Consider the following 19,046-nt stretch of genomic DNA (forward strand, 5'->3'; position numbering starts at 1 on the left):
GAGATGCTTGCAGAAATGCCCGACGATCCCTCACAATATCCGCATGAGCAAAGAAACGCCGTGCGTCGCCGTCTGCATGATCGATCCCAAGACCAAGCTTTGCTTCGGCTGCGGCCGGACCTTGCCGGAGATCGCGCGCTGGCACGCCATGCACAGCGCGGAACGGCTGGCGATCATGGCGCTGTTGCCCGCGCGCATGAATCAGGCAGGACTCGCGCCGATCGCAGCATTGCCGAAGCGTACCTGATCGGCACGAACGCCTCTGGAGGCGCGCCATGATCCGCTTCCTGCTCGTTCTCCTCATGCTCGCCGGCACCGCAGGCGCCGTCGTCGCCTATGGCGATCCCGATCAGATCGTGCGTGCCAGTCACAAGGTTTCCCACATCTTCCGGGCGCAGACCGCCGCCCCGGCCCCCGCCGTGCATATCCCGCGCGGCCAGGGTGGCGAATTTGCGCTGCGAGCGAAGATCAACGGCGTCACTGCGCCGATGGTAATCGATACAGGTGCAACCTCCGTGGTGCTGACCTGGGAAACCGCGAAAGCGATCGGACTGCCGCTCGAGATGCTCGAATACGACGTCGACCTGGAGACCGCGGGCGGCCACACCAAGGCGGCACGGCTCACGCTAGACCGTCTCGCCGTCGGCAAGCTGGTCGAGAAGTCGGTGCCGGCCCTGGTCGTGCAACGCGGCCAGATGAAGACCAATCTGCTCGGCATGAGCTTCCTCGACCGCCTGGAAAGCTGGGGCGTGCGCGCGGACACGCTGATGCTGACAGGTTTTCCGGAGCTCCAGAGCAGCCCCCGACGCTCCCGGATCGCGGCCGACTAGACAATTCTACGCCGCCTCCGCTGGCGCGCGTGCACCGACATGAGCGATCGCCTCGCGCAGCACGTCGAGACCGGCGCCCGGCTTCACCCCCTGCTCGGCAAGATGGCGGCGGAAGGCGCGCGCGCCGGGCACGGCGTGGAACGCGCCGACGAAATGCCGCGTAATTGCGTGCAGCCGGGTGCCGCGCGCGAGCTGCTCTTCGATATAGGGCATCATCGCCTCGAGCGCGTCCTGCATGGACGCGTGCGGCGCCGCCTCGCCGAAGATGTCGGTATCGACGCTGAGCAACCGCCACGGCTCCTGATAGGCGGCGCGGCCGAGCATCGCACCGTTGACGTGGGCAAGATGCGCCTTGGCCTCGTCGATCCCAGAGATGCCGCCATTGATGATGACGGGCACAGCAGGCATCGTGCGCTTGAGCCGATAGACGCGATCATAATCGAGCGGCGGGATGTCGCGGTTCTCCTTTGGCGACAGGCCAGTGAGCCAGGCTTTGCGGGCATGCACGATCAGCGCATCGCAGCCGGACGCCACCACCGCACGCGCGATCGTATCGAGCGCCACTTCAGGGTCCTGGTCGTCGATCCCGATACGGCACTTCACCGTGACGGGAACGGCGACCGCGCGCTTCATGGCCTGAACGCACCGGGCCACTAGTTCCGGCTCCGCCATGAGGCAGGCGCCGAACCGGCCGTCCTTGACGCGATCGGACGGGCAGCCGACATTGAGATTGATCTCGTCATAACCAAATCCTTCGCCGATCCGCGCGGCCAGCGCGAGGTCGTGCGGATCCGACCCGCCAAGCTGAAGCGCCACCGGATGCTCGCACGCGTCGTACCCAAGCAGCCGCTCCCGGTTGCCATGGATAATGGCGCCGGTGGTCAGCATCTCCGTATAAAGCAGCGCCCGCCGCGTCAGATGACGGTGGAACACCCGGCAATGCCGGTCAGTCCAATCCATCATGGGTGCCACGGAAAAGCGATAGTCTTGCGAATTCAAATGCTATTCTTTCATCGAACCGACAGCATGGAGGTGCCCTCGCACCCGAACCAGCATTTTGTGTGGCGTGGCGCGTATCCTTCGCCTGAATGGGCGTCTGATGCAACCGCAACAGTAACGTGGGGCCGACAAGAGAAGGCAACAATGATCCCGCATGGCATAGTCCGAGGCAGCCTCGTCCAATCTGAACACGGCTGGTCCAACACCTCAATTGTCGGTGAATAGCCGGCCCAAATTGGACAAGGGTGCCATCCAGGGCCGTATCGGAGTGATTATGATTGAGAATGCTCATTCGACAGGTCGACCGCTCGATCCCCGTTCCGCATGGTCCGGGCTGTCCCAGGCAGAACGCGACGCCGCCTACGACAACAACGCCGCCGTCAAGAACAGCACGGCCCTGATCGCCGAACGGAACGAAACCTCCAGCCGGCTGCGAAGCACGCTGAAATCCCATCTCGATCTGGCTTACGGTCAGCGGGCGAACAACAAGATCGATCTCTACCCGGCCGCCGGGCCTGAGGCGCCCTGCCTGGTGTTCCTGCATGGCGGCTATTGGCAGCGCAATTCGCGCGAATTGTTCGCCATGCTCGTCGAAGGCATCGCCGCCCATGGCTGGTCGGTCGCCATTCCCGGCTATTCGCTGGCGCCCGAGGTGTCCCTCACCGACATCGTCGCCGAGATCCCGCGGACGCTCGACTGGATCGCGGCGCACGGTGCCTCCTACGGCATTGCCGGACCGGTCGTGCTGTCGGGCTGGTCGGCAGGCGCGCAGCTCGTTGCGATGGCGCTGGATCATCCGCGCGTCCATGCAGGGCTGGCGCTATCGGGCGTCTACGATCTCGCGCCGATCCGCGACACCTGGCTCAACGACGCACTGAAGCTGACGGACGAGGAAATCGCCAGGCTCTCGCCGCTTCGCCTGCCCGTAACAAACAAGCGGCTCGATATCGCCTATGGCAGCAGCGAGCTACCGGCACTGGTGCTGGATTCGATCAACTTCCATGAGAAGCGCGCGGCCGCGAAAGCGCCGGGACAACTCATCCAGGTCGCAGGCGCCGATCACTTCACTATTCTGGAGGCGCTGCGGCGGCCTGACGGCATTCTGGTGGAGGCCGCGCAGGCGCTGCTGAACTAAAACTGCGAAAACAACCCCATGCACAGTAGAATGCCGTTGTTTTCTCAGGACTAATTTGCACCACCCATGGATTTGACACGTCGGGCAAAACACCGGCACAATGCCATCATCGCTCTGACTGTCGCATCCCCGTATCAACCCAGACCTGCTCACCCGTGATCCGCACCGGGTAGAGCCGCAATGGCGGGCTCGGCCAGCCCGCAGTGATGGCCCCATCACGCAAATCGAATGACGCGGCATGGCGCGGGCAGAACAGCCGCCCCGCCTCCACGCGCCCCCGACCAAGGTCTGCCTGTTCGTGCGGGCACACGCGGTCGCACGCGACGACATCGCCCTCGTTCCAGATCACAAGCATGTCCCGCCCGGCGACGCGGACGATGGTCACGGCCTTGAGCCGGTCGAGATCACACACCGCAATGCACCCCCGCTGATCCGGAGAGACAGCCGGATCATCCACCGAGATAGGCCTTCCGCACATGCTCGTTCGCGATCAGCTCGGAACCTGCGCCTGACAGCACGATGCGGCCATTCTCGAGCAGATAGGCGTGGTCGCACATCTCGAGCGCGGCGAACGCATTCTGCTCGACCAGCAGCACCGTGGTGCCGGCATCACGGATACCGCGGATGATTGCGAAGGTGCGCTCGACGATGTTCGGCGCGAGCCCGAGCGAGGGCTCGTCGAACATGATCAGCCGCGGCCGTGACATCAGCGCGCGCCCGATCGCCAGCATCTGCTGCTCGCCGCCCGACAGCGTGCCCGCCGCCTGCCGGCGCCGCTCGGCGAGCCGCGGAAATTCCGCGTAGATGCGGTCGCGGTCGGCCGCGATCTCGCCCGAACCACGACGGAGGTAAGCCCCCATGTCGAGATTTTCCTCGACACTCATGTGCGGAAATACGCGCCGGCCTTCCGGACAATGTGCGATCCCGCTGGCAAGAACGCGCGGCGGTCTCGCCCCGGTGATGTCGATGCCCTCGAACCGCATTTGCCCTGCGCGCGGCGGCACGAGGCCGGAAATCGCGCGCAGCGTCGTGCTCTTGCCGGCACCGTTGGCGCCGATCAGGGCGACGAGCTGGCCAGCCCTCACGTCGAGCGAGATGCCGCGCAGCGCAGTGACGCCGCCATAGCCGCACACCACGTCGCGGATCTCAAGCACGCCCCGCTCCATGTCCGAGATAGGCCTCGATCACGGCCGGATCGTTGCGAATCATATCCGGGGTTCCCTCGGCGATGATACGGCCATAGTTCAGCACCACGATGCGGTCCGAGACTGTCATCACCATCGGCATGTCGTGCTCGACCAGCAGGATGGTGATGCCACGGTCGCGGACGCTGCGGATCAGCTCGACGAAACGGTGGGTTTCCGAGGCGTTCATGCCCGAGACGGGCTCGTCGAGCAGCAGCATCGAGGGCTCCGCCGCCAACGCCAGCGCGACACCGACAAGGCGCTGCTCACCGTAGGACAGCGAGCCAGCCGCATCATGGGCGCGGCGTTCGAGGCCGACCCATTCGATCAACTCGCTCGCGCGCTGCCGCAGCCTGCGTTCCGAGGCGCGCGCGCCCGGCAGCCCGAGGATGGCATCGAGCAGCCGGACCCGGCCCTGACGATGCAGACCGATCAGGAGATTGTCGTAGACGGTGTCGTTGGGAAACACGCTGGTGCGCTGAAAGGTGCGTATCAGGCCGAGATCGGCGATCTCGTGCGGCTTCAACCCGGTCAGCGTCGCCCCCTGATAGGTAACCTGGCCTGCGCTCGGCCTCAGGAAACCAGTCATGACGTTGAAGGCGGTGGTCTTGCCGGCGCCATTCGGTCCAATCAGACTGACGATCTCGCCCTCACCGACCGTAAAACTCATGTCGGAGATCGCGACCAGCCCGCCGAAGCGGACGGCGACCTGCTCGATGGTCAAGGCAATGCTGCGCGCGGTCATCACGCCGGCTCCTTGGCACCGGTTTCGGTGAGCGCGACTGATGCCAGCGCCGGCGCGCCGCTGCGCCGTCGGATGAAGCGCTGTGCGAGCGAGGGCACGATGCCACGGGGCAACACGAACAGGATGGCGATCAGCACGCCGCCATAGGCGATCCACTGCGCCTCCGGCGCCATCACCGGCCGCAGTGCGACCGGCAGCAACCCGAAGATCAGACCACCGACGACGGGCCCGGCCAGCGAGCCCTTGCCGCCGCTGATGACCATGATCACCATGGTGACGGTGTTGATGAAGGCGAATACTTCAGGATCGATGATCCGGATGTAGTGCGCATAGAGGCTGCCGGCCGCGCCCGCGATTGCGGCCGAGATCACGGCTGCCAGGGTCAGCGTCCTGGTGACGTCGATGCCGACAGAGACCGCCAGCGTCTCGTTCTCCATCAGCCCCCGCATCGCACGGCCGAAATGGGAATGAACGAGGCGGGCGATCAGGAGATAGGCGACGAGGGCCACGACCAGCACAAGATAGTAGTTCTGCATCTTGGTGCGCAGCGTCAGCTCACCAATCCCGGGCAAGGACAGCGCGATGGATGGAATGTTGGTCAGCGCCAGCGGTCCCTGCGTCAGCTCGACCCAGTTCAGCGCGACCAGCCGGACGACCTCGGCAAAGGAGATGGTCACGATGACGAAATAGGCGCCGCGGACGCGGAAGGAGAGCAACCCGACGAAATAGCCGCACATTCCGGCGACCAGGATGGCCAGCAAGGAGCCTGCAATCGGCGGCCAGGGTGCGTGAACCAGGCGGACGTCTCCGGGCAGACCGACGTCGAAGCCGAGCGACGTCAGCGCGCTGACATAGGCACCGATGCCGAAGAAAGCGATGTGGCCGAGGCTGAGCTGGCCGGTGAAGCCTAGCAGCAGATTGAGGCTCATCGCGCCGATGACGAAGATTCCGGTCGTGATCAGCGCGTTCAGGAGATAGGGATCGCGCAGCCAGAGCGGCACCGAGGCCAGGGCCGCGACGGCGAGAATGGTGACGGCGGCTCTCATCCAACCCGCTCCGCGCGCGCAAACAGGCCGGTCGGCCGGAAGATCAGGACCGCGATGATGATCACGAAACCCATGGCGTCGCGGTAACCCGACGAGACGTAGCCTGCCCCCAATTCCTCGGCCAGCGCCAGGATGAAGCCACCGATCACCGCGCCCGTGATATTGCCGAGGCCGCCAAGGATGACGATGGCGAAGGCCTTGACGGCGGCCAAATCGCCCATTTGCGGGAAGATCACGTAGACAGGCCCGAGCAGAGCGCCGGCGGCGGCGGCAAGGCTGGAGCCGATCGCGAAGGTCGAGGTGTAGATCATGTCCACGTTGACACCCATCAGCGAGGCCGTGTCGTGGTCCTGGAACGTCGCCCGCATTGCACGTCCCAGGCTGGTCTTGTTGATCAGGAGGTACGTCACCAGGATCAACATTGCCGCCGCGGCGAGCACAAACAGGCGAAGCCAGGATACTGACACCGGTCCGAGCACCAGCGGCGCTTCGGGAAACGGCGTGGCCACCGATTTGGCGACACCGCCCCAGATCCACAGCGTGCCGGACTGCATCGCGATCCAGGCGCCGATCATGACCAGCATCGTGGTGTCGATGTCGGAGCCGCGCAGCGGTCGCAGCAATGTCAGCTCGATGGTTGCCCCGAGCAGCCACCCGGCAAGCACCGCGACCGGCAATGCCAGGAAGAAATTCAGCCCGAGCTGCTGCACCACGATGAACATGATGTAGGCGCCGAACGTGTAGAGCACGCCGTGCGTGAAGTTCACGACGTTCATGATGCCGAAAATCAAGGTTAGTCCGATGCCCAGCAGCGCATAGGTGCCGCCGAGCACGAGCATGTTGACCAGATGCTGAAGGAATTCGCTCAAAGCCGTTCCCGAATAAATCGCACATGACGGGGGCAGTGATGTACCGCCCTCGCCGTCGACGAAGCGCGTTATTGTTTGAGCATGATCTTGCCGGAAAATGGCTTCACACTTTTCCGGATCATGCTCTAGAGCGTCTTCAGCTCGACCTTGCCGTCGTTGATCTCGATGAGATAGACGTTCGGCTGGCTCTGCCCGCTCTCCTTGCCCTCCGGACCAGACTTGCGGAACACGATGTCGCCGTTCAGCCCCTTGATATTGATGTCCCAGAGCGCCGCCTTGATCGCAGCCGGCTCGGCCTTGCCGGCCTTCTCGACCGCCGCCGCCGCAGTGCGGATGCCGTCATAGCCGCGAAAACTCTCGGTGCAGCCGGCGAACTCGAAACCGCGCTTCTTCCATTCCGTGATGAAATAGTTGGTGGCTTCCGGATTCGGCGTCTTGTCCGGGAACCACGGCAGGAAGGTGGTCAGATGCATGGTGCCATTGGCGGCGGCACCGGCCTGGGCGATGATCTGGTCCGGGTTCTGCGAGCCGCCGGTGGTGATGATGCGCTTCTTCAGGCCGAGCGCGGCCGCTTGCTTGAAGATCAGGGTCAGCTGATCGACCGCCGTCGTGACGATCACCGTCTCGGAATCCGAGCTCTTGATCTTGGAGAGCTGCGCGCTCATGTCCTGCGCGCCCTGGTCCATGGTCTCGACGAGGCCGATGCTGATGCCCTTGTCCTTCATCATCTTGCTGAAATCCTCGGCAGTGCCCCGGCCCCAGTCGTTGTTGATGATGAGGAAATCGACCTTCTTGAGCGCGAGCTTGTCGACGATGCCCTTGAACGCGGCGGCCTCAACCGCCGAGGGCGGCGAGATCCGGAAGACGAAGGGATTGCCCGTCGTCGTGATCTTGCCGGAGGACGAGGTTTCCACCACCATCGGGGTCTCGTATTCCATCAGCTTGGGCATCACCGCGAGCGTCAGGCTCGAGCCCCAGGCGCCCATCAGCACCGGCACCTTGTCGCTGGTGATGAGTTTTTCGGCGACGGCGGCAGCTTCCGTCGGGTTGCTCTTGTTGTCCTCGATGACGAGCTCGATCTTCTTGCCCAGGATGCCGCCCTTGGCGTTGATCTCGTCGGCGGCGATCTTCGCGCCGTTGACGACGTAGGTCCCGGAGGCCGCGAACGCGCCGGTAAGCGGCTCATTGACGCCGATCTTGATGGTCTGCGCCCCTGCCGTGCCGCCGAACAAGGCCGTCGCAAGCGCGAAGACCGGAACCAGTCCGAGTGCTCGTGTCATGTTGTCTCTCCAAATCGCACGATGTTGATGTCCAGGGTCGTCCAAGACTTCGTCACTCCACAGCGCCGGCACGCCGATCATTCCGCGCCACCTTTTCCAGTGAAGGCGCGGCCAAACATGCGCGCCAGCCCGGCGCGCGAAACGTCCGAGACAATCGACCAGCCACTGAGCTCTGCCGCGGCCACCTGCCCCGACGGCGCGCCGGCCATGTGGCGGTCGAGATTGCCCGCGAACTCCGCAACGAGCCGCTTGGCGAGATCCCGCACCAAGCCGGATCGGCCGACCTGCGCCAGCATTCCCGTGAGCGTGTACCCGATCGAGAGCTCGACCGCGGTCGCCGCGCCGCCTTCGAGCGGAAGCAGGCGATAGCGGATCTCTCCTTGCGTCGCCGAACGGCTGCGCTGGTCGGTGCCTACGCCGACGATGCGTCCCGATAGTGTTGCGGGATCGCGTTCGACGCGCGCGACGCCCTCGAAGGACGCCGCGATCGGCCCGAGCTTGACGCTGATCATGCCCTCCACGCGCTCCGGCGTTGGCGGCGCCGTGAGCGAGACGCCAGGCAGGCAGGATGCAATATCGGCGATGTCATCGAACATCGCGAGCACCTTTGTGGGTGCGTGCGGCAGCGTGAAGCTCTGATCGAGAACGGTCGCCGGAACGAAATCGGAAATTCTGACCGGTGCGGCGCCGTCTGATGCCGGCACTGAGACCCGCGGCGCAGGCTCCGGCTCGTCGCCGCCGAACATGGCTCGTCCCGATCCGGCAGGGCCGAGACTGGTCCGGCCGCCATCGGCAAGCGGCGCGATGTTGCGTGCACGCCTCGCCTCGATGACGGACTGGACGGCCCGCACAATCCCGACGTAGCCGGTACAGCGGCAGAGATTGCCGCTGAGACCGACACGGATGCGCCGCTCATCGGCATCGGGCAGACGCAGCACCAGGTCGCGCGCCGAGACCAGCATCCCAGGGGTGCAATAGCCGCACTGGAGGGCATGCTCGCGGGTGAAGGCTGCGCGCAACTCGGTCGTGACCTCGTCCTCATCGAGCCCTTCGATGGTGGTGATGTCGGCGCCCGCGCAGGTCACCGCATAGGTGATACAGGAGCGCGCCGGCACGCCGTCGAGCAACACGGTACAGGCGCCGCAGACGCCGTGCTCACAACCGAGATGGGTGCCGGTCAAGTCCAGCTTATCGCGGACGAAATCGGCCAAGCTGGTCCGCGGCTCAGCCGAGACTTCGACCGCACGGCGATTGACCTGAAGCGCGACCGTCGTCATGCCGTCGCCTCCAGGACGGCGCGCTTCAACACTCTGACATGGATGTGACGCTGCGCGGCGTCGTCGATGCCGGCTTTGGTCAGAAGGTCATCCGCGACGCGAGCGTCGAAGCGCTGCTTGTAGTCGGCCACGATCCGTCCGCCGAACAGCTCGGCGGCATCGGTGACGACGATCGGCGTCGTATCAATCGCACCGATCACGACGCGCGCCGAGGCAGCAACTGGATCGATCAGTACCGCGCCGATGGCGTGGGCGAACTCGCCGGTCTTGCGGCAGCTCTTAGCATAGCCCCAATGGGCCGAAGCCGCGCGTGACGGGACGTGAATCGCCTCGACGATTTCCCCCGCATGCAGCGCCGATTCCAGGGCGCCGACGACGAAGGCCTCGATCGCCATCGTGCGAGCGCCGGCAAGGCTGCGCAGCGTCACACGCGCACCCAGGGCCGCGAGCGACGAGATCCAGTCGGCGGCGGGATCGGCATGACTGAGCGAGCCGCCGATCGTGCCGCGGTTGCGTACCGCGCGGTATGCGATGTTGGCGGCGACGCCGCGCATGGCGCCGCGGGTCACGTCGGCCGTGCGCCCGTCCTCGATGTCGGCATGGGTGATCAAGGCGCCGAGCACGAGTTCGCCGCGAGAAACCTCGGCCCGCTTGAGCTCAGCCAGGCCGGAAATGTCCACGATCAGCTCCGGCTGCACCAGCCGCAGATTGAGCATCGGTCCGAGCGACTGGCCGCCGGCGATGATCTTTGCCGAACCGCGGCTTGCGGCCAGCATCGACAGCGCGGCGTCGAGATCGCGCGGACGCTCATAACTGAAGGGTGCCGGTTTCATGCCGCGCTCCTTTCGGCCGCGCGTGCAGCCAGCACGGCTTCGACAAGGCGATGCGGCGTGATCGGCGACTGCATCAGCTCGACGCCGAGCGGACGCAGCGCGTCGTTGACCGCGTTGGCGATGGCGGCCGGCGGCGCAATCGCGCCGCCCTCGCCGATGCCCTTCACGCCGAACTGCGTGTAAGGCGACGGCGTCTCCATGTGGTCCAGGCGCGCCGCCGGAACCTCGGTCGGGCCCGGCAGCAGATAGTCGGCGAGCGTCGTCGCCAGCGGCTGGCCGGAGGCATCAAATGGCATCTCCTCGTAGAGCGCGGTGCCGATGCCCTGCGCCAGACCGCCATAGATCTGGCCGTCAACGACGAGCGGATTGACCAGCACGCCGCCGTCTTCGACGATCACATAATCCAGAATTTCGACTACGCCGAGATCAGGATCGACTGCGACGACGGCCGCATGCGCGGCATAGCTGAAGGTGCCGCTGTCGCGCACCGGCTTGTAGCCTTGCGTCACCTCCAGCCCGCCGGCATCGACGTCGGCCGGCAAGTCTTGCGGACGGCGATACCAGGCGTGGGCGATCGCCCTCAGGCTGACACTGCCGTTGACGCCACGTACCTCGCCGTTCTGCAACACCACCGAGGCGGGGTCATGCTGCAACAGCTTGGCGCCGATGCGCCTTGCGCGTTCGCCGAGCTCGCGGCAAGCCGTCGCCACCGCGCCGCCGGCCATCACCATAGAGCGTGAGCCCCAGGTTCCGGTCGAATAGGGCGTCATCGCGGTGTCGCCGAGGACGATGCGGATCTTTGCAACGTCGACGCCGAGGATCTCGTGCGCGACCTGGGCAAGCGTCGTTTCCATGCCCTGCCCATGCGAATGCACACCGACGCGCAATTCGAGGCCGCCGTCCGGCGTCAAGCGTGCCGAGGCCTGCTCGTGACCTGGCACCATGGGGATGCCCCAGCCGGAATAGACCGACGTGCCGTGCGCCGCCTGCTCGCAATAGATGGAGACGCCGACGCCGATGCGGCGTCCGTCAACCTCGCCCAGCCTCTGTTTGGCACGAATGGAGTCGATGTCGATGGCGGCGAGCGCGCGCCGCATCGCTTCGGGGTAATCGCCGCTGTCAAAGTGCTTCCTGGTGATGTTGTCGAACGGCATCTGTTCCGGCAGCACCAGGTTGCGCAGCCGCACCTCGCCTGGCTCGAGCCCGGCTTCGGCCGCCACGAGATCAAGCATCAGCTCCAGCGCGAAGCAGACGCCGGTGCGCGCGACGCCGCGATACGGCAGGATCGGGCATTTGTTGGTAGCAACCGAGAAGGTGCGGCAGCGATAGGCCGGCATCTTGTAAGGGCCGGGCAAAATGCTCGCGACCTGCGCGGCCTCGAGACAGGCCGAGAACGGATAGGACGAGTAGGCCCCGGAATCCACGGTCGCCTCGCAATCGATGCCGCGCAGCGTGCCGTCACGGTCCGCATAGACCGTGATCCTGTAATGATGCTCGCGGCAATTGGAGCTGGCGACGAGATGCTCGCGGCGATCTTCCAGCCAGCGCACGGGATGGCCGTTACGCATGGTCAGCCAGGACAGGCAGACCTCTTCCGGCAGCAGAATGCCCTTGTGGCCAAAGCCGCCACCAACATCGGGCGAGATGACGCGGATCTGGCCCTCCTCCATGCCGAGGGATTCGGCAAGGCCGCTGCGGGTGATGTGTGGCATCTGTGCCGCGGAATGCAGCGTGAGCTGATCGAGCCGTCGGTCGAAGGTCGCAACCACGCCGCGGCCCTCCAGTGGCGACATGCATTGCCGCGCCGTCGAGATCTCGCGTGTCACCTTGATCGGCGCATCGAGCGCGGCGGAGATGTCGACCTCGTAATTAGTCTCGAGGAAGACGTTGTCGCCCCAATGCTCATGCACCAGCGCCGAGCCGGGCTCGCGCGCCTTCAGCATGTCGGTGACCGCGGACAGCTCCTCCAGATCGAGCGTCACGGAGGCCGCGATATCCTCGGCCTCGGCGCGCGTTGGCGCAAGGCACATCGCAACGAGCTCGCCGACCTGGCGCACCTTGCCGGTGGCGAGCACCGGTTGTTCGGATATCTTGAAGCCCGGCAGCCCCGATACCGCGCGGATCGGCTTGATCCCGACGAGATCGGCCGCCGTGAACACGCTGCCGCGATAACGCTCGGGCACGTGGATGCCGCAGATGCGCGCATGCGCCATCGGACTGCGCACGAAGGCGACGTCCTGAAGGCCCGCGAGCCTGATGTCGGCGACGTATTGGCCGCGGCCGCGCATCAGGCGGTCATCCTCCTTCCGCGGCAACCGTGCGCCAACGCCCTGCCCGGACTTGCAAGGAAACTCTCGCTCGTTGCGCACGCCGGCGTTCTCCCTCACCAACGGCCTTATGCCGCGACGGCCTGCGGCAGGATCGGTGCGACCGCGTCGAAGCGCGTGCCGGCGCGCAGGCAGAAGGCCGGCTGCAGCAGGCGGTCGGCGATGATCTCGTTCTTCTCGTTGTCCTTCAGGACGAACCGGCCGTTCTTCTCCGTGAGCACGGAGATGTCGGCACCCATGCCGACCTTGAGCGCGCCGATCTCCTCGCTGCGGCCAAGCATCTTTGCGGGATTGGAGGTGACCATCGGCACTACCTGCTCCAGCGACAGACCGAGCGCCATCATCGAGCTCATTGCCTGCACCAGACTGAACTTGGCCTGTCCTGCGAACGGATGGTTCTCCTCGTCCTCGTGCTGGTCGGGCGTTCCGGCCGGCGCGGGCACATGCGTGTTGTAGCCGTGAATATCGGCGCCGAGCGTGGTCGGAATGATGCCGGCGGCAATCGCCTTCTTGGCGAGCCGGTAAGAGAAGTGGCTACCGTGACCGACATCGACCTTCAGGCCGCGGTCGAGCGCGGCCTGAATCACCGGATGCACCTCACCCTCGCGGTTGACGAAGCCGCCGGGATGACGCGTGAACGGATGAGCGAGAACATCGCCTTCACGCAAGAGCGGGATCACGCGCGTAAGAATCGTGTCGGCATCCTCGCCATTGGCGCCGCTTTCGGGCAGGCCCCAGAGCTGGCCGAAATGCACGTAGACCGGAAGATCCGCGCGCCTGCCGATCTCCGCCGCCATCTCGATGACGCGAATGCCCCAGCGCGCGAAACCGCCGATCTCGGCATGCGCCTTAATGCCGCGTACAATGTCGAGATTGGCCGTCGCCGCCTTGACCGCGGCGTCAATGTCGACGCCATCGGGACTGTAGAGCTGCGGATAGAAGTGCCCTTCGAGGCCGCCGACGAGGTAGGCGGACAGAAAGGCATAAACTCGTGAGGCCGCGGGCTCCGCGATGAAGTGACGAAAACCGGGCAGCGTCATGCAGGACGGGCCGCCCTGGTCGACCAGCGTCGTCACGCCCGACTGCACGCCGACCATGTCGGGATTCATGCCGAAGCGGCCGGAGACATATTGATAGACATGGGCGTGGGTGTCGATCAGCCCGGGTAGCACCAGCTTGCCGCCGACGTCGACGACCTCCTTGGCGCTGGTCGGCAGAATGTCGGACGCGACGGCTGCAATCCTGCCGTTGCGGATAGCGAGGTCCTTGATGCCATCAACGCCGGAAGCCGGACAGATCACGCGACCGCCTCGCAGCAGAAGGTCGAAGCTGGCAGTAACGGACATGGGCGCTCTCCTCTCCTTGAACGAGCGACAGCATCGCCCAATTACGAAGCATGCTTCGCATTTTGGATGAAGCAAACTCCGTGCCATGATCCGGAGGTGGCGAGCGGGTTCGAATCGAGCTAAGCGCGGCAGGGATTTGGATTGGGAGAGCGTGCATTGCGGCAGGCGAAGACACGTCGCGGCGGGAGCAGGCACCGCCCTTGGCCCTTGTCGCAACGACCCGGATATCTGATCCGCCGGCTGCACCAGATTCACGTAGCACTGTTTCAGGAGGCCTGCGGCGCGTTCGAGGTCACGCCGCTGCAATACAGCCTTCTCACGGCATTGGCGGTGCGTGAAATCGCCGATCAGACCACTTTGGCGGCCGATATAGCCCTCGACCGCACCACCACGACCGGCGCATTGAAACGTCTCGCGGCACGAAACCTGATCGAGCGCGCGGTCAACAAGGACGATCGACGGGCGCGCCTGTGCCGATTGACGCCGGCCGGCGCAGCCTTACTGGTCAAGATCGAGGGCGCGGCGCGACGAGCGCATCGGGCAACGCTGGGGGATCTCAGCGATCGGGAACAGGCGCAGTTCATCGAAATGATGCAGCGCATCGTGGCCGGCCACCCCAGTCGCGACAGTGCCACTGCCTTATTCGATTAGACGCAGTTGCTGCGCTTTTGAGTTGGGCTGCTCAATTTATCATCGTACCCGCTGCTCAGCCATGCAACGTCCCTTGCCTCTCGCCCACTGGCTCGCGCAGAGGATCGCCACCTCGTAGTTCCGGCGGCCAACTTACACGTGAGGTCGAGGCGCGCTTGAGAATCCAACAGCAATCCGACGCAAGCGAGGCTCCATCCGGCATCGATGCAAGCCCTGCTCCGGCCGGCCACAACCGATGGCACGATTTATGCTGCGAGGATGCGAAGCGTGCTTCGTATTGGGGGATGTCATGACGGATTCCGAACTTCGCGCTGATCTTCACAGCATCGAGCCAATTCCCGATGCGGACCGGGACTCAACCGGGCCGCAGCAGATGTGGATCTGGGCCGGCGCCAACATCGCGCCGGTGAACTGGGCGCTCGGCGCGCTCGGCATCATCCTCAAGCTTGGCCTGATGGAGACGATCGCGGTCATCGTGCTCGGCAACATCGTCGGCTGCGCGATCTTCGCGACCTTCACGGTGATGGGGCACAAGACCGGCGTCAATCAGATGGTGCTGAGCCGGTCCGCGTTCGGGGTCCGCGCCGCCTATCTGCCGAGCATCCTGATGTTCCTGATGACGCTGGGCTGGATCGGGGTAAACACCTATTTCCCGGTGAAGGTGTCGATGGGCATCCTCGGGCAGTTCGGCATTCCCGACACTTGGGCGGTCGAGATCGTCGTCATCACGCTGGTCATGGCCGCGCAGGTCCTGATCGGAATCTACGGCTTCTACGCGATACGCACCTTCGAAAAGTACACGGTACCGCCGACCATCGCCATCATGGTGCTGATGAGCGTGTTGGCATGGACGCGCCCGGGTGTCGTCAACTGGAACTTGACGACCTCGCTGCCTCCGGGTGCACATCTGGCGATGCTGACGCTGCTGACGACCGCGATCGGGGTCGGCTGGGGCATTTCCTGGGTGACCTGGGCCTCCGACTATTCGCGCTTCGTGCCGCGCAGCACGTCGTCGAAGGCCGTGTTCTGGTACAGCTATGTCGGCATGTTCGTGCCGACGGTCTGGCTCGGCATCCTCGGCGCGACCATCGCCTCGACGACGCTGGACACCGATCCTGCAAAAATGGTCAGCGCGGTGTTCGGCGGGCCCGTCAGCATCCTCGTCCTGCTGATGGTGCTGCACGGCCCGATCGCCACCAATATCCTCAACGTCTATTCGGCGACATTGGCAGCGCTGAGCGCGGGGCTGAAGTTCTCGCGCTTCTGGCTTACCGTCATCGTCGGCATCGCCGGCTATCTGGTTACGCTGTATTTCATCTTCGCGCCGTCTTTCGCAAAAGCGTTCGACAACTGGATGATCAGCCTGCTCTTATGGATGAGCCCGTGGGCCGGGGTGGTGCTGGCCGACTTCTTCATCAAGCGGAAGGGCAAGATCGACATCGCCGAGCTCTATCGCTCGCCGGAGACCAGCGCCTATGGCGACATCAACTGGGCCGGCATGATCGCCTTCCTTGCGGGCCTCGTTGCCGGATGGCTGGTTGAAGACGGCCTCGTCGGCGCGCTGCAGGGGCCAATCTCGATCAACCTGCTCGGCGGTGCCGACCTGAGCTGGCTATTCGGCATCGGGGTCTCGGGCTTCGTCTATCTCGGGCTCGGCAAGCTCTCGACCTCACCCTCCTCCATCGTTGCGAGCGGCGCAGGCAGATAGCAGCGGCAGTGACGGTCGATTCATGGACTACGTTCTGCGATCCATTCCCGGAAACATCCAGTGGGGGCTCTGGGACGGACGACCGCGCGCGTAACCCTGGGGAGAGGAGCTGCCGCTATCCACGGCAATTTCGGCGTCGCCTCGCCGCCGGGCTGAGGCCGGATGTCCTCGAAGGAGCCGCGGGCATTCGGCGGCAACATGGACAACAAGGAGCTCGGCGCTGGCAGCACGCTTTACTTTCCCGTCTTCGTGCTGGGCGCGCTGTTCTCCGCCAGCGACGGCCATGCGCTCCAGGGCGATTGCGAGGTCTGCCTGACGGCGATCAAGGCCGCGCTCACCGGCACCGTCGAATTCCACGTCCGGCGCGATCTTCGCCTCGCCTCCCCGCGCGCGGAAACCGCAGTCGACTGGATCGCGATGGGGTTCAATGAAGACCTCGAGGATGCGGCCAAGGCGGCGCTGCGCGACATGATCGCGCTGATCCGCGAGAGGAGCGGCCTCAGCGCGCAGGACGCCTATACGCTGTGTTCGATCGCCGCCGATCTCAGAGTTACGCAGATGGTCGACGGCAACAAGGGCGGCCACTGCGTCCTGGCAAAATCCCGCATGCCCTGACCGCGTCCTTCGCTCGACCAGGCGCCGCGAGAGCGCGCCTGGTCAGATCAGGCTCGACTTGCCGCGGCTCAGCACCTCACCCGAGCCTTTGTCGCCGACGATCTCGCCCTGGTCGTACACGATCCGGCCGCGGGCAATGGTGGTGACGGGCCAACCGGTGACATCAAAGCCTTCCCAGGGCGTATAGTCCGAGCCGTGGTGAAGATCGGCCTGCTGAATCTTCTTCTTGAGCTTGGGGTCCCACAGCACGATATCGGCATCGAAGCCGACGCCGATCGAGCCTTTGCGCGGATAGAGGCCGTAGATGCGGGCGTGGTTGGTTGCGGTCAGCTCGACGAATTTTTGCAAGGTGATGCGGCCCTTCGAAACACCTTCCGAGAACAGGATCGGCAGCCGGGTCTCGACGCCGGGAATGCCGTTCGGGACCCAGCGGAACGAGGTACGAGCGTTCGGCGTCAGCTTGCCCTTGGGATCGTCGTAGCGGAACGGGCAATGATCGGACGAGAAGGTCTGGAACACGCCTGATGTGATGCCCTCCCAGATCGCCTGCTGGCTTTCGACATCGCGTGGCGGCGGCGAGCAGACATATTTCGCGCCCGTAATGTCCATGTTGAGGCCCTTCATGTCATCAGCCGTCAGCGTGATGTATTGCGGGCAGGTCTCCGCATGCACCGGCAATCCGCGCTGCTGTGCCCAGCGCACCTGCTCCATCGCCTCGCGGCCGGAGACGTGCACGATCATGATGGGAACGCCGATCACCTCGGCATGGCTGATGGCGCGATGCGTCGCCTCGCGCTCGACGGCCTGAGGCCGCGAGGCGCCGTGATAGTAAGGGGCAATGTGGCCCTCGCGCTCGAGCTTATTGGTGAGGAAACGGATGGCGTCATAGCCCTCGCAATGGACCATCACTAGCGCCTGCTCGCGGCGGGCGACCTCGAAGACCTCGAGCAGCTGCTTGTCGCTGAGTACGAGGTCGTCATAGGTCATGAACACCTTGAAGGAGGTGTAGCCGTCCTTGACCAGGGCCGGCAGCTCCTGCCCGAGCACCACCGCGGTCGGATCGGAGATGATGAGATGGAACGCGGTGTCGATATAGCATTCGCCTTCGGCGAGCTTGCGGTAGTTCTCGACGCAGGTGCGCAGCGAGGTGCCCTTCTCCTGTAGCGCGAAGGGCAGCACCATGGTGTTGCCGCCGGCAGCCGCCGCGCGCGTCGCTGAGGCGAAGTCGTCGGCCATCACCACGTCCGGGCCAGAGGCTTGCGAGATGTGGACGTGGCTGTCGATGCCGCCCGGCAGTGCCAACAGGCCCGTCGCGTCGATCTCGCGCGCGGCACCCTCGATGCGATCGGCAATGCTGACGATGCGGCCGTCGCGAATGCCGATATCGGCGCGAAACTCGTCGCTGGCGGTCACGATGGTGCCGCCGCGAATGGCGAGATCGAACTGCATCACTTGCGCCTCCGTCACTTGATGACCGCTGATGTCTGGAATATGCGGCCCCACCCCGCAAGGGCCCTGATGTCGCCGCCGGCGAGGCCGAGAGTCCGCCACAACGTGACCGCGACCGAGTCGAGAACAGCGACATCCAATTCCCGTTCGAGCGAGGCCGCAAGCGCCGCACCATCGAGATTGGTGCAGAGGATGACGATCGCATCTGCCCCCTCCGCCGCCACGGCGCGAATCATGTCCGCAATGGTCGCCGGCGCGACCTCGCCAAAGGAGAAATTGTCGCGCAGGCCGAGGTGCCGCTCGGCGTGCGGGATGATCCCCTCCTCGGCCCAGACGTCGGCGATGCGCCGCTGCACATCGTCCGTATATGGCGAGACCAGGCCGACGCGCTTGGCGCCGAGCGCGCGGGCGGCATCGATGCAGGCGAGCGTCGACGTCGTCGCCGGCTTGCCTGTGCGAGCCGTAATCGCCTCGCACAGGCTCCGGTCGCGGCCGACGCCGAGCCAGCTTGCGGAAGTGCCATTCCAGGCAATCGCGTCGACCTTGGCATCGGCCAGCAGGTCCGCGGCCGGCAGCATCACCGAGGCATCGAACTGGCTCAGCGCAGCGGCGTCGAGCGCAATCTCGGTGACGCGAAAGCGCGAGAAATGTGCGGTGACATCAGCCACGCCATGCAGCATGGCGCTGGTGACGGGCTCGAGCACCGAGTTGGAGGACGGCGTGATCATGCCGAGACGCTTGCGCATGGCGAT

General features: G+C 65.0%; 19 protein-coding genes. 6 read left to right on the forward strand and 13 right to left on the reverse strand.

All coding sequences use genetic code 11. The annotated features are described in order from the left end of the window. Nucleotides 1-43: 43 nt before the first annotated feature. Nucleotides 44-247: a DUF1289 domain-containing protein gene (locus IVA96_RS02500; RefSeq protein WP_247281405.1), complete on the forward strand. Its 204-nt coding sequence runs from the start codon at nucleotides 44-46 to the stop codon at nucleotides 245-247. A 28-nt stretch (nucleotides 248-275) separates the two neighbouring features. After that, nucleotides 276-830 carry a TIGR02281 family clan AA aspartic protease gene (locus IVA96_RS02505; protein ID WP_247281404.1) on the forward strand — a complete coding sequence of 185 codons (555 nt, stop codon included), beginning with the start codon at nucleotides 276-278 and terminating at the stop codon, nucleotides 828-830. 6 nt (nucleotides 831-836) lie between these two features. On the opposite strand, the gene dusA is transcribed toward IVA96_RS02505, so the two are convergent. Beyond that, nucleotides 837-1,829: a tRNA dihydrouridine(20/20a) synthase DusA gene (dusA, locus tag IVA96_RS02510; RefSeq protein WP_256464562.1), complete on the reverse strand. Its 993-nt coding sequence runs from the start codon at nucleotides 1,827-1,829 to the stop codon at nucleotides 837-839. 274 nt (nucleotides 1,830-2,103) lie between these two features. Here dusA and IVA96_RS02515 point away from each other — a divergent pair, with 274 nt between their 5' ends. Next, nucleotides 2,104-2,964 carry an alpha/beta hydrolase gene (locus IVA96_RS02515; RefSeq protein WP_247281402.1) on the forward strand — a complete coding sequence of 287 codons (861 nt, stop codon included), beginning with the start codon at nucleotides 2,104-2,106 and terminating at the stop codon, nucleotides 2,962-2,964. Nucleotides 2,965-3,070: 106 nt separating this feature from the next. Here the strand turns inward: IVA96_RS02515 and IVA96_RS02520 are convergent, their stop codons facing one another. From IVA96_RS02520 to IVA96_RS02565, 10 genes are all read right to left on the reverse strand, one after another. Then, nucleotides 3,071-3,376 carry a Rieske (2Fe-2S) protein gene (locus tag IVA96_RS02520; protein ID WP_247281401.1) on the reverse strand — a complete coding sequence of 102 codons (306 nt, stop codon included), beginning with the start codon at nucleotides 3,374-3,376 and terminating at the stop codon, nucleotides 3,071-3,073. A 37-nt stretch (nucleotides 3,377-3,413) separates the two neighbouring features. Beyond that, on the reverse strand, nucleotides 3,414-4,118 hold the full coding sequence (locus IVA96_RS02525; protein ID WP_247281400.1) for an ABC transporter ATP-binding protein: 705 nt from the start codon (nucleotides 4,116-4,118) through the stop codon (nucleotides 3,414-3,416). Next, complete coding sequence (locus IVA96_RS02530; protein WP_247281399.1) at nucleotides 4,111-4,893, reverse strand: ABC transporter ATP-binding protein; 783 nt, start codon at nucleotides 4,891-4,893, stop codon at nucleotides 4,111-4,113. Before IVA96_RS02530 ends, IVA96_RS02525 begins: the two co-directional genes overlap by 8 nt. Next, the gene (locus IVA96_RS02535; protein ID WP_247281398.1) at nucleotides 4,893-5,939 is read right to left on the reverse strand and encodes a branched-chain amino acid ABC transporter permease; all 1,047 of its coding nucleotides are present in this window, start codon (nucleotides 5,937-5,939) and stop codon (nucleotides 4,893-4,895) included. The genes IVA96_RS02530 and IVA96_RS02535 overlap by 1 nt, the downstream gene beginning before the upstream one ends. Continuing rightward, nucleotides 5,936-6,808, reverse strand: coding sequence for a branched-chain amino acid ABC transporter permease (locus tag IVA96_RS02540; RefSeq protein ID WP_247415273.1), 873 nt, complete (start codon nucleotides 6,806-6,808; stop codon nucleotides 5,936-5,938). The genes IVA96_RS02535 and IVA96_RS02540 overlap by 4 nt, the downstream gene beginning before the upstream one ends. Nucleotides 6,809-6,933: 125 nt before the next feature. Then, entirely contained in the window at nucleotides 6,934-8,088 is a 1,155-nt protein-coding gene (locus tag IVA96_RS02545) for an ABC transporter substrate-binding protein (RefSeq protein ID WP_247281396.1), read from the reverse strand. Nucleotides 8,089-8,165: 77 nt separating this feature from the next. Then, on the reverse strand, nucleotides 8,166-9,365 hold the full coding sequence (locus IVA96_RS02550) for a 2Fe-2S iron-sulfur cluster-binding protein (protein ID WP_247281395.1): 1,200 nt from the start codon (nucleotides 9,363-9,365) through the stop codon (nucleotides 8,166-8,168). Then, complete coding sequence (locus IVA96_RS02555) at nucleotides 9,362-10,198, reverse strand: FAD binding domain-containing protein (RefSeq protein WP_247281394.1); 837 nt, start codon at nucleotides 10,196-10,198, stop codon at nucleotides 9,362-9,364. Before IVA96_RS02555 ends, IVA96_RS02550 begins: the two co-directional genes overlap by 4 nt. Continuing rightward, nucleotides 10,195-12,585 carry a xanthine dehydrogenase family protein molybdopterin-binding subunit gene (locus IVA96_RS02560; protein ID WP_247415276.1) on the reverse strand — a complete coding sequence of 797 codons (2,391 nt, stop codon included), beginning with the start codon at nucleotides 12,583-12,585 and terminating at the stop codon, nucleotides 10,195-10,197. Before IVA96_RS02560 ends, IVA96_RS02555 begins: the two co-directional genes overlap by 4 nt. Before the next feature lie 8 nt (nucleotides 12,586-12,593). Then, nucleotides 12,594-13,871 (reverse strand): amidohydrolase/deacetylase family metallohydrolase, encoded by a 1,278-nt coding sequence (locus tag IVA96_RS02565; RefSeq protein ID WP_247281392.1) that lies wholly within the window; start codon nucleotides 13,869-13,871, stop codon nucleotides 12,594-12,596. Between the two features lie 156 nt (nucleotides 13,872-14,027). On the opposite strand from IVA96_RS02565, the gene IVA96_RS02570 reads away from it, so the two are divergent. The 3 genes from IVA96_RS02570 (at nucleotide 14,028) to IVA96_RS02580 (ending at nucleotide 16,845) form a co-directional block, all read left to right on the forward strand. Then, nucleotides 14,028-14,522 carry a MarR family transcriptional regulator gene (locus IVA96_RS02570; protein WP_247281391.1) on the forward strand — a complete coding sequence of 165 codons (495 nt, stop codon included), beginning with the start codon at nucleotides 14,028-14,030 and terminating at the stop codon, nucleotides 14,520-14,522. Between the two features lie 289 nt (nucleotides 14,523-14,811). Then, entirely contained in the window at nucleotides 14,812-16,230 is a 1,419-nt protein-coding gene (locus IVA96_RS02575) for a cytosine permease (protein ID WP_247281390.1), read from the forward strand. A 162-nt stretch (nucleotides 16,231-16,392) separates the two neighbouring features. Continuing rightward, on the forward strand, nucleotides 16,393-16,845 hold the full coding sequence (locus tag IVA96_RS02580) for an acetamidase/formamidase family protein (protein ID WP_247281389.1): 453 nt from the start codon (nucleotides 16,393-16,395) through the stop codon (nucleotides 16,843-16,845). 42 nt (nucleotides 16,846-16,887) lie between these two features. Here IVA96_RS02580 and hydA read toward each other — a convergent pair whose 3' ends face one another. Further along, nucleotides 16,888-18,297: a dihydropyrimidinase gene (hydA, locus tag IVA96_RS02585; protein WP_247281388.1), complete on the reverse strand. Its 1,410-nt coding sequence runs from the start codon at nucleotides 18,295-18,297 to the stop codon at nucleotides 16,888-16,890. Between the two features lie 11 nt (nucleotides 18,298-18,308). Then, nucleotides 18,309-19,040 carry an aspartate/glutamate racemase family protein gene (locus IVA96_RS02590; protein ID WP_247415280.1) on the reverse strand — a complete coding sequence of 244 codons (732 nt, stop codon included), beginning with the start codon at nucleotides 19,038-19,040 and terminating at the stop codon, nucleotides 18,309-18,311. Nucleotides 19,041-19,046: the final 6 nt, after the last annotated feature.

Origin of the sequence: Bradyrhizobium sp. 159 (assembly GCF_023073795.1) — a bacterium.
In the GTDB taxonomy this organism is placed as follows: Bacteria; Pseudomonadota; Alphaproteobacteria; order Rhizobiales; family Xanthobacteraceae; genus Bradyrhizobium.

What these genes read in the sequence shown, in the direction of transcription:
- IVA96_RS02500 (WP_247281405.1), top strand. Translation starts at nt 44, where the DNA reads ATGAGCAAAGAAACGCCGTGCGTCGCCGTCTGCATGATCGATCCCAAG.
- IVA96_RS02505 (WP_247281404.1), top strand. Translation starts at nt 276, where the DNA reads ATGATCCGCTTCCTGCTCGTTCTCCTCATGCTCGCCGGCACCGCAGGC.
- IVA96_RS02515 (WP_247281402.1), top strand. Translation starts at nt 2,104, where the DNA reads ATGATTGAGAATGCTCATTCGACAGGTCGACCGCTCGATCCCCGTTCC.
- IVA96_RS02530 (WP_247281399.1), bottom strand. Translation starts at nt 4,893, where the DNA reads ATGACCGCGCGCAGCATTGCCTTGACCATCGAGCAGGTCGCCGTCCGC.
- IVA96_RS02535 (WP_247281398.1), bottom strand. Translation starts at nt 5,939, where the DNA reads ATGAGAGCCGCCGTCACCATTCTCGCCGTCGCGGCCCTGGCCTCGGTG.
- IVA96_RS02545 (WP_247281396.1), bottom strand. Translation starts at nt 8,088, where the DNA reads ATGACACGAGCACTCGGACTGGTTCCGGTCTTCGCGCTTGCGACGGCC.
- IVA96_RS02550 (WP_247281395.1), bottom strand. Translation starts at nt 9,365, where the DNA reads ATGACGACGGTCGCGCTTCAGGTCAATCGCCGTGCGGTCGAAGTCTCG.
- IVA96_RS02555 (WP_247281394.1), bottom strand. Translation starts at nt 10,198, where the DNA reads ATGAAACCGGCACCCTTCAGTTATGAGCGTCCGCGCGATCTCGACGCC.
- IVA96_RS02565 (WP_247281392.1), bottom strand. Translation starts at nt 13,871, where the DNA reads ATGTCCGTTACTGCCAGCTTCGACCTTCTGCTGCGAGGCGGTCGCGTG.
- IVA96_RS02575 (WP_247281390.1), top strand. Translation starts at nt 14,812, where the DNA reads ATGACGGATTCCGAACTTCGCGCTGATCTTCACAGCATCGAGCCAATT.
- IVA96_RS02580 (WP_247281389.1), top strand. Translation starts at nt 16,393, where the DNA reads ATGTCCTCGAAGGAGCCGCGGGCATTCGGCGGCAACATGGACAACAAG.
- IVA96_RS02590 (WP_247415280.1), bottom strand. Translation starts at nt 19,040, where the DNA reads ATGCGCAAGCGTCTCGGCATGATCACGCCGTCCTCCAACTCGGTGCTC.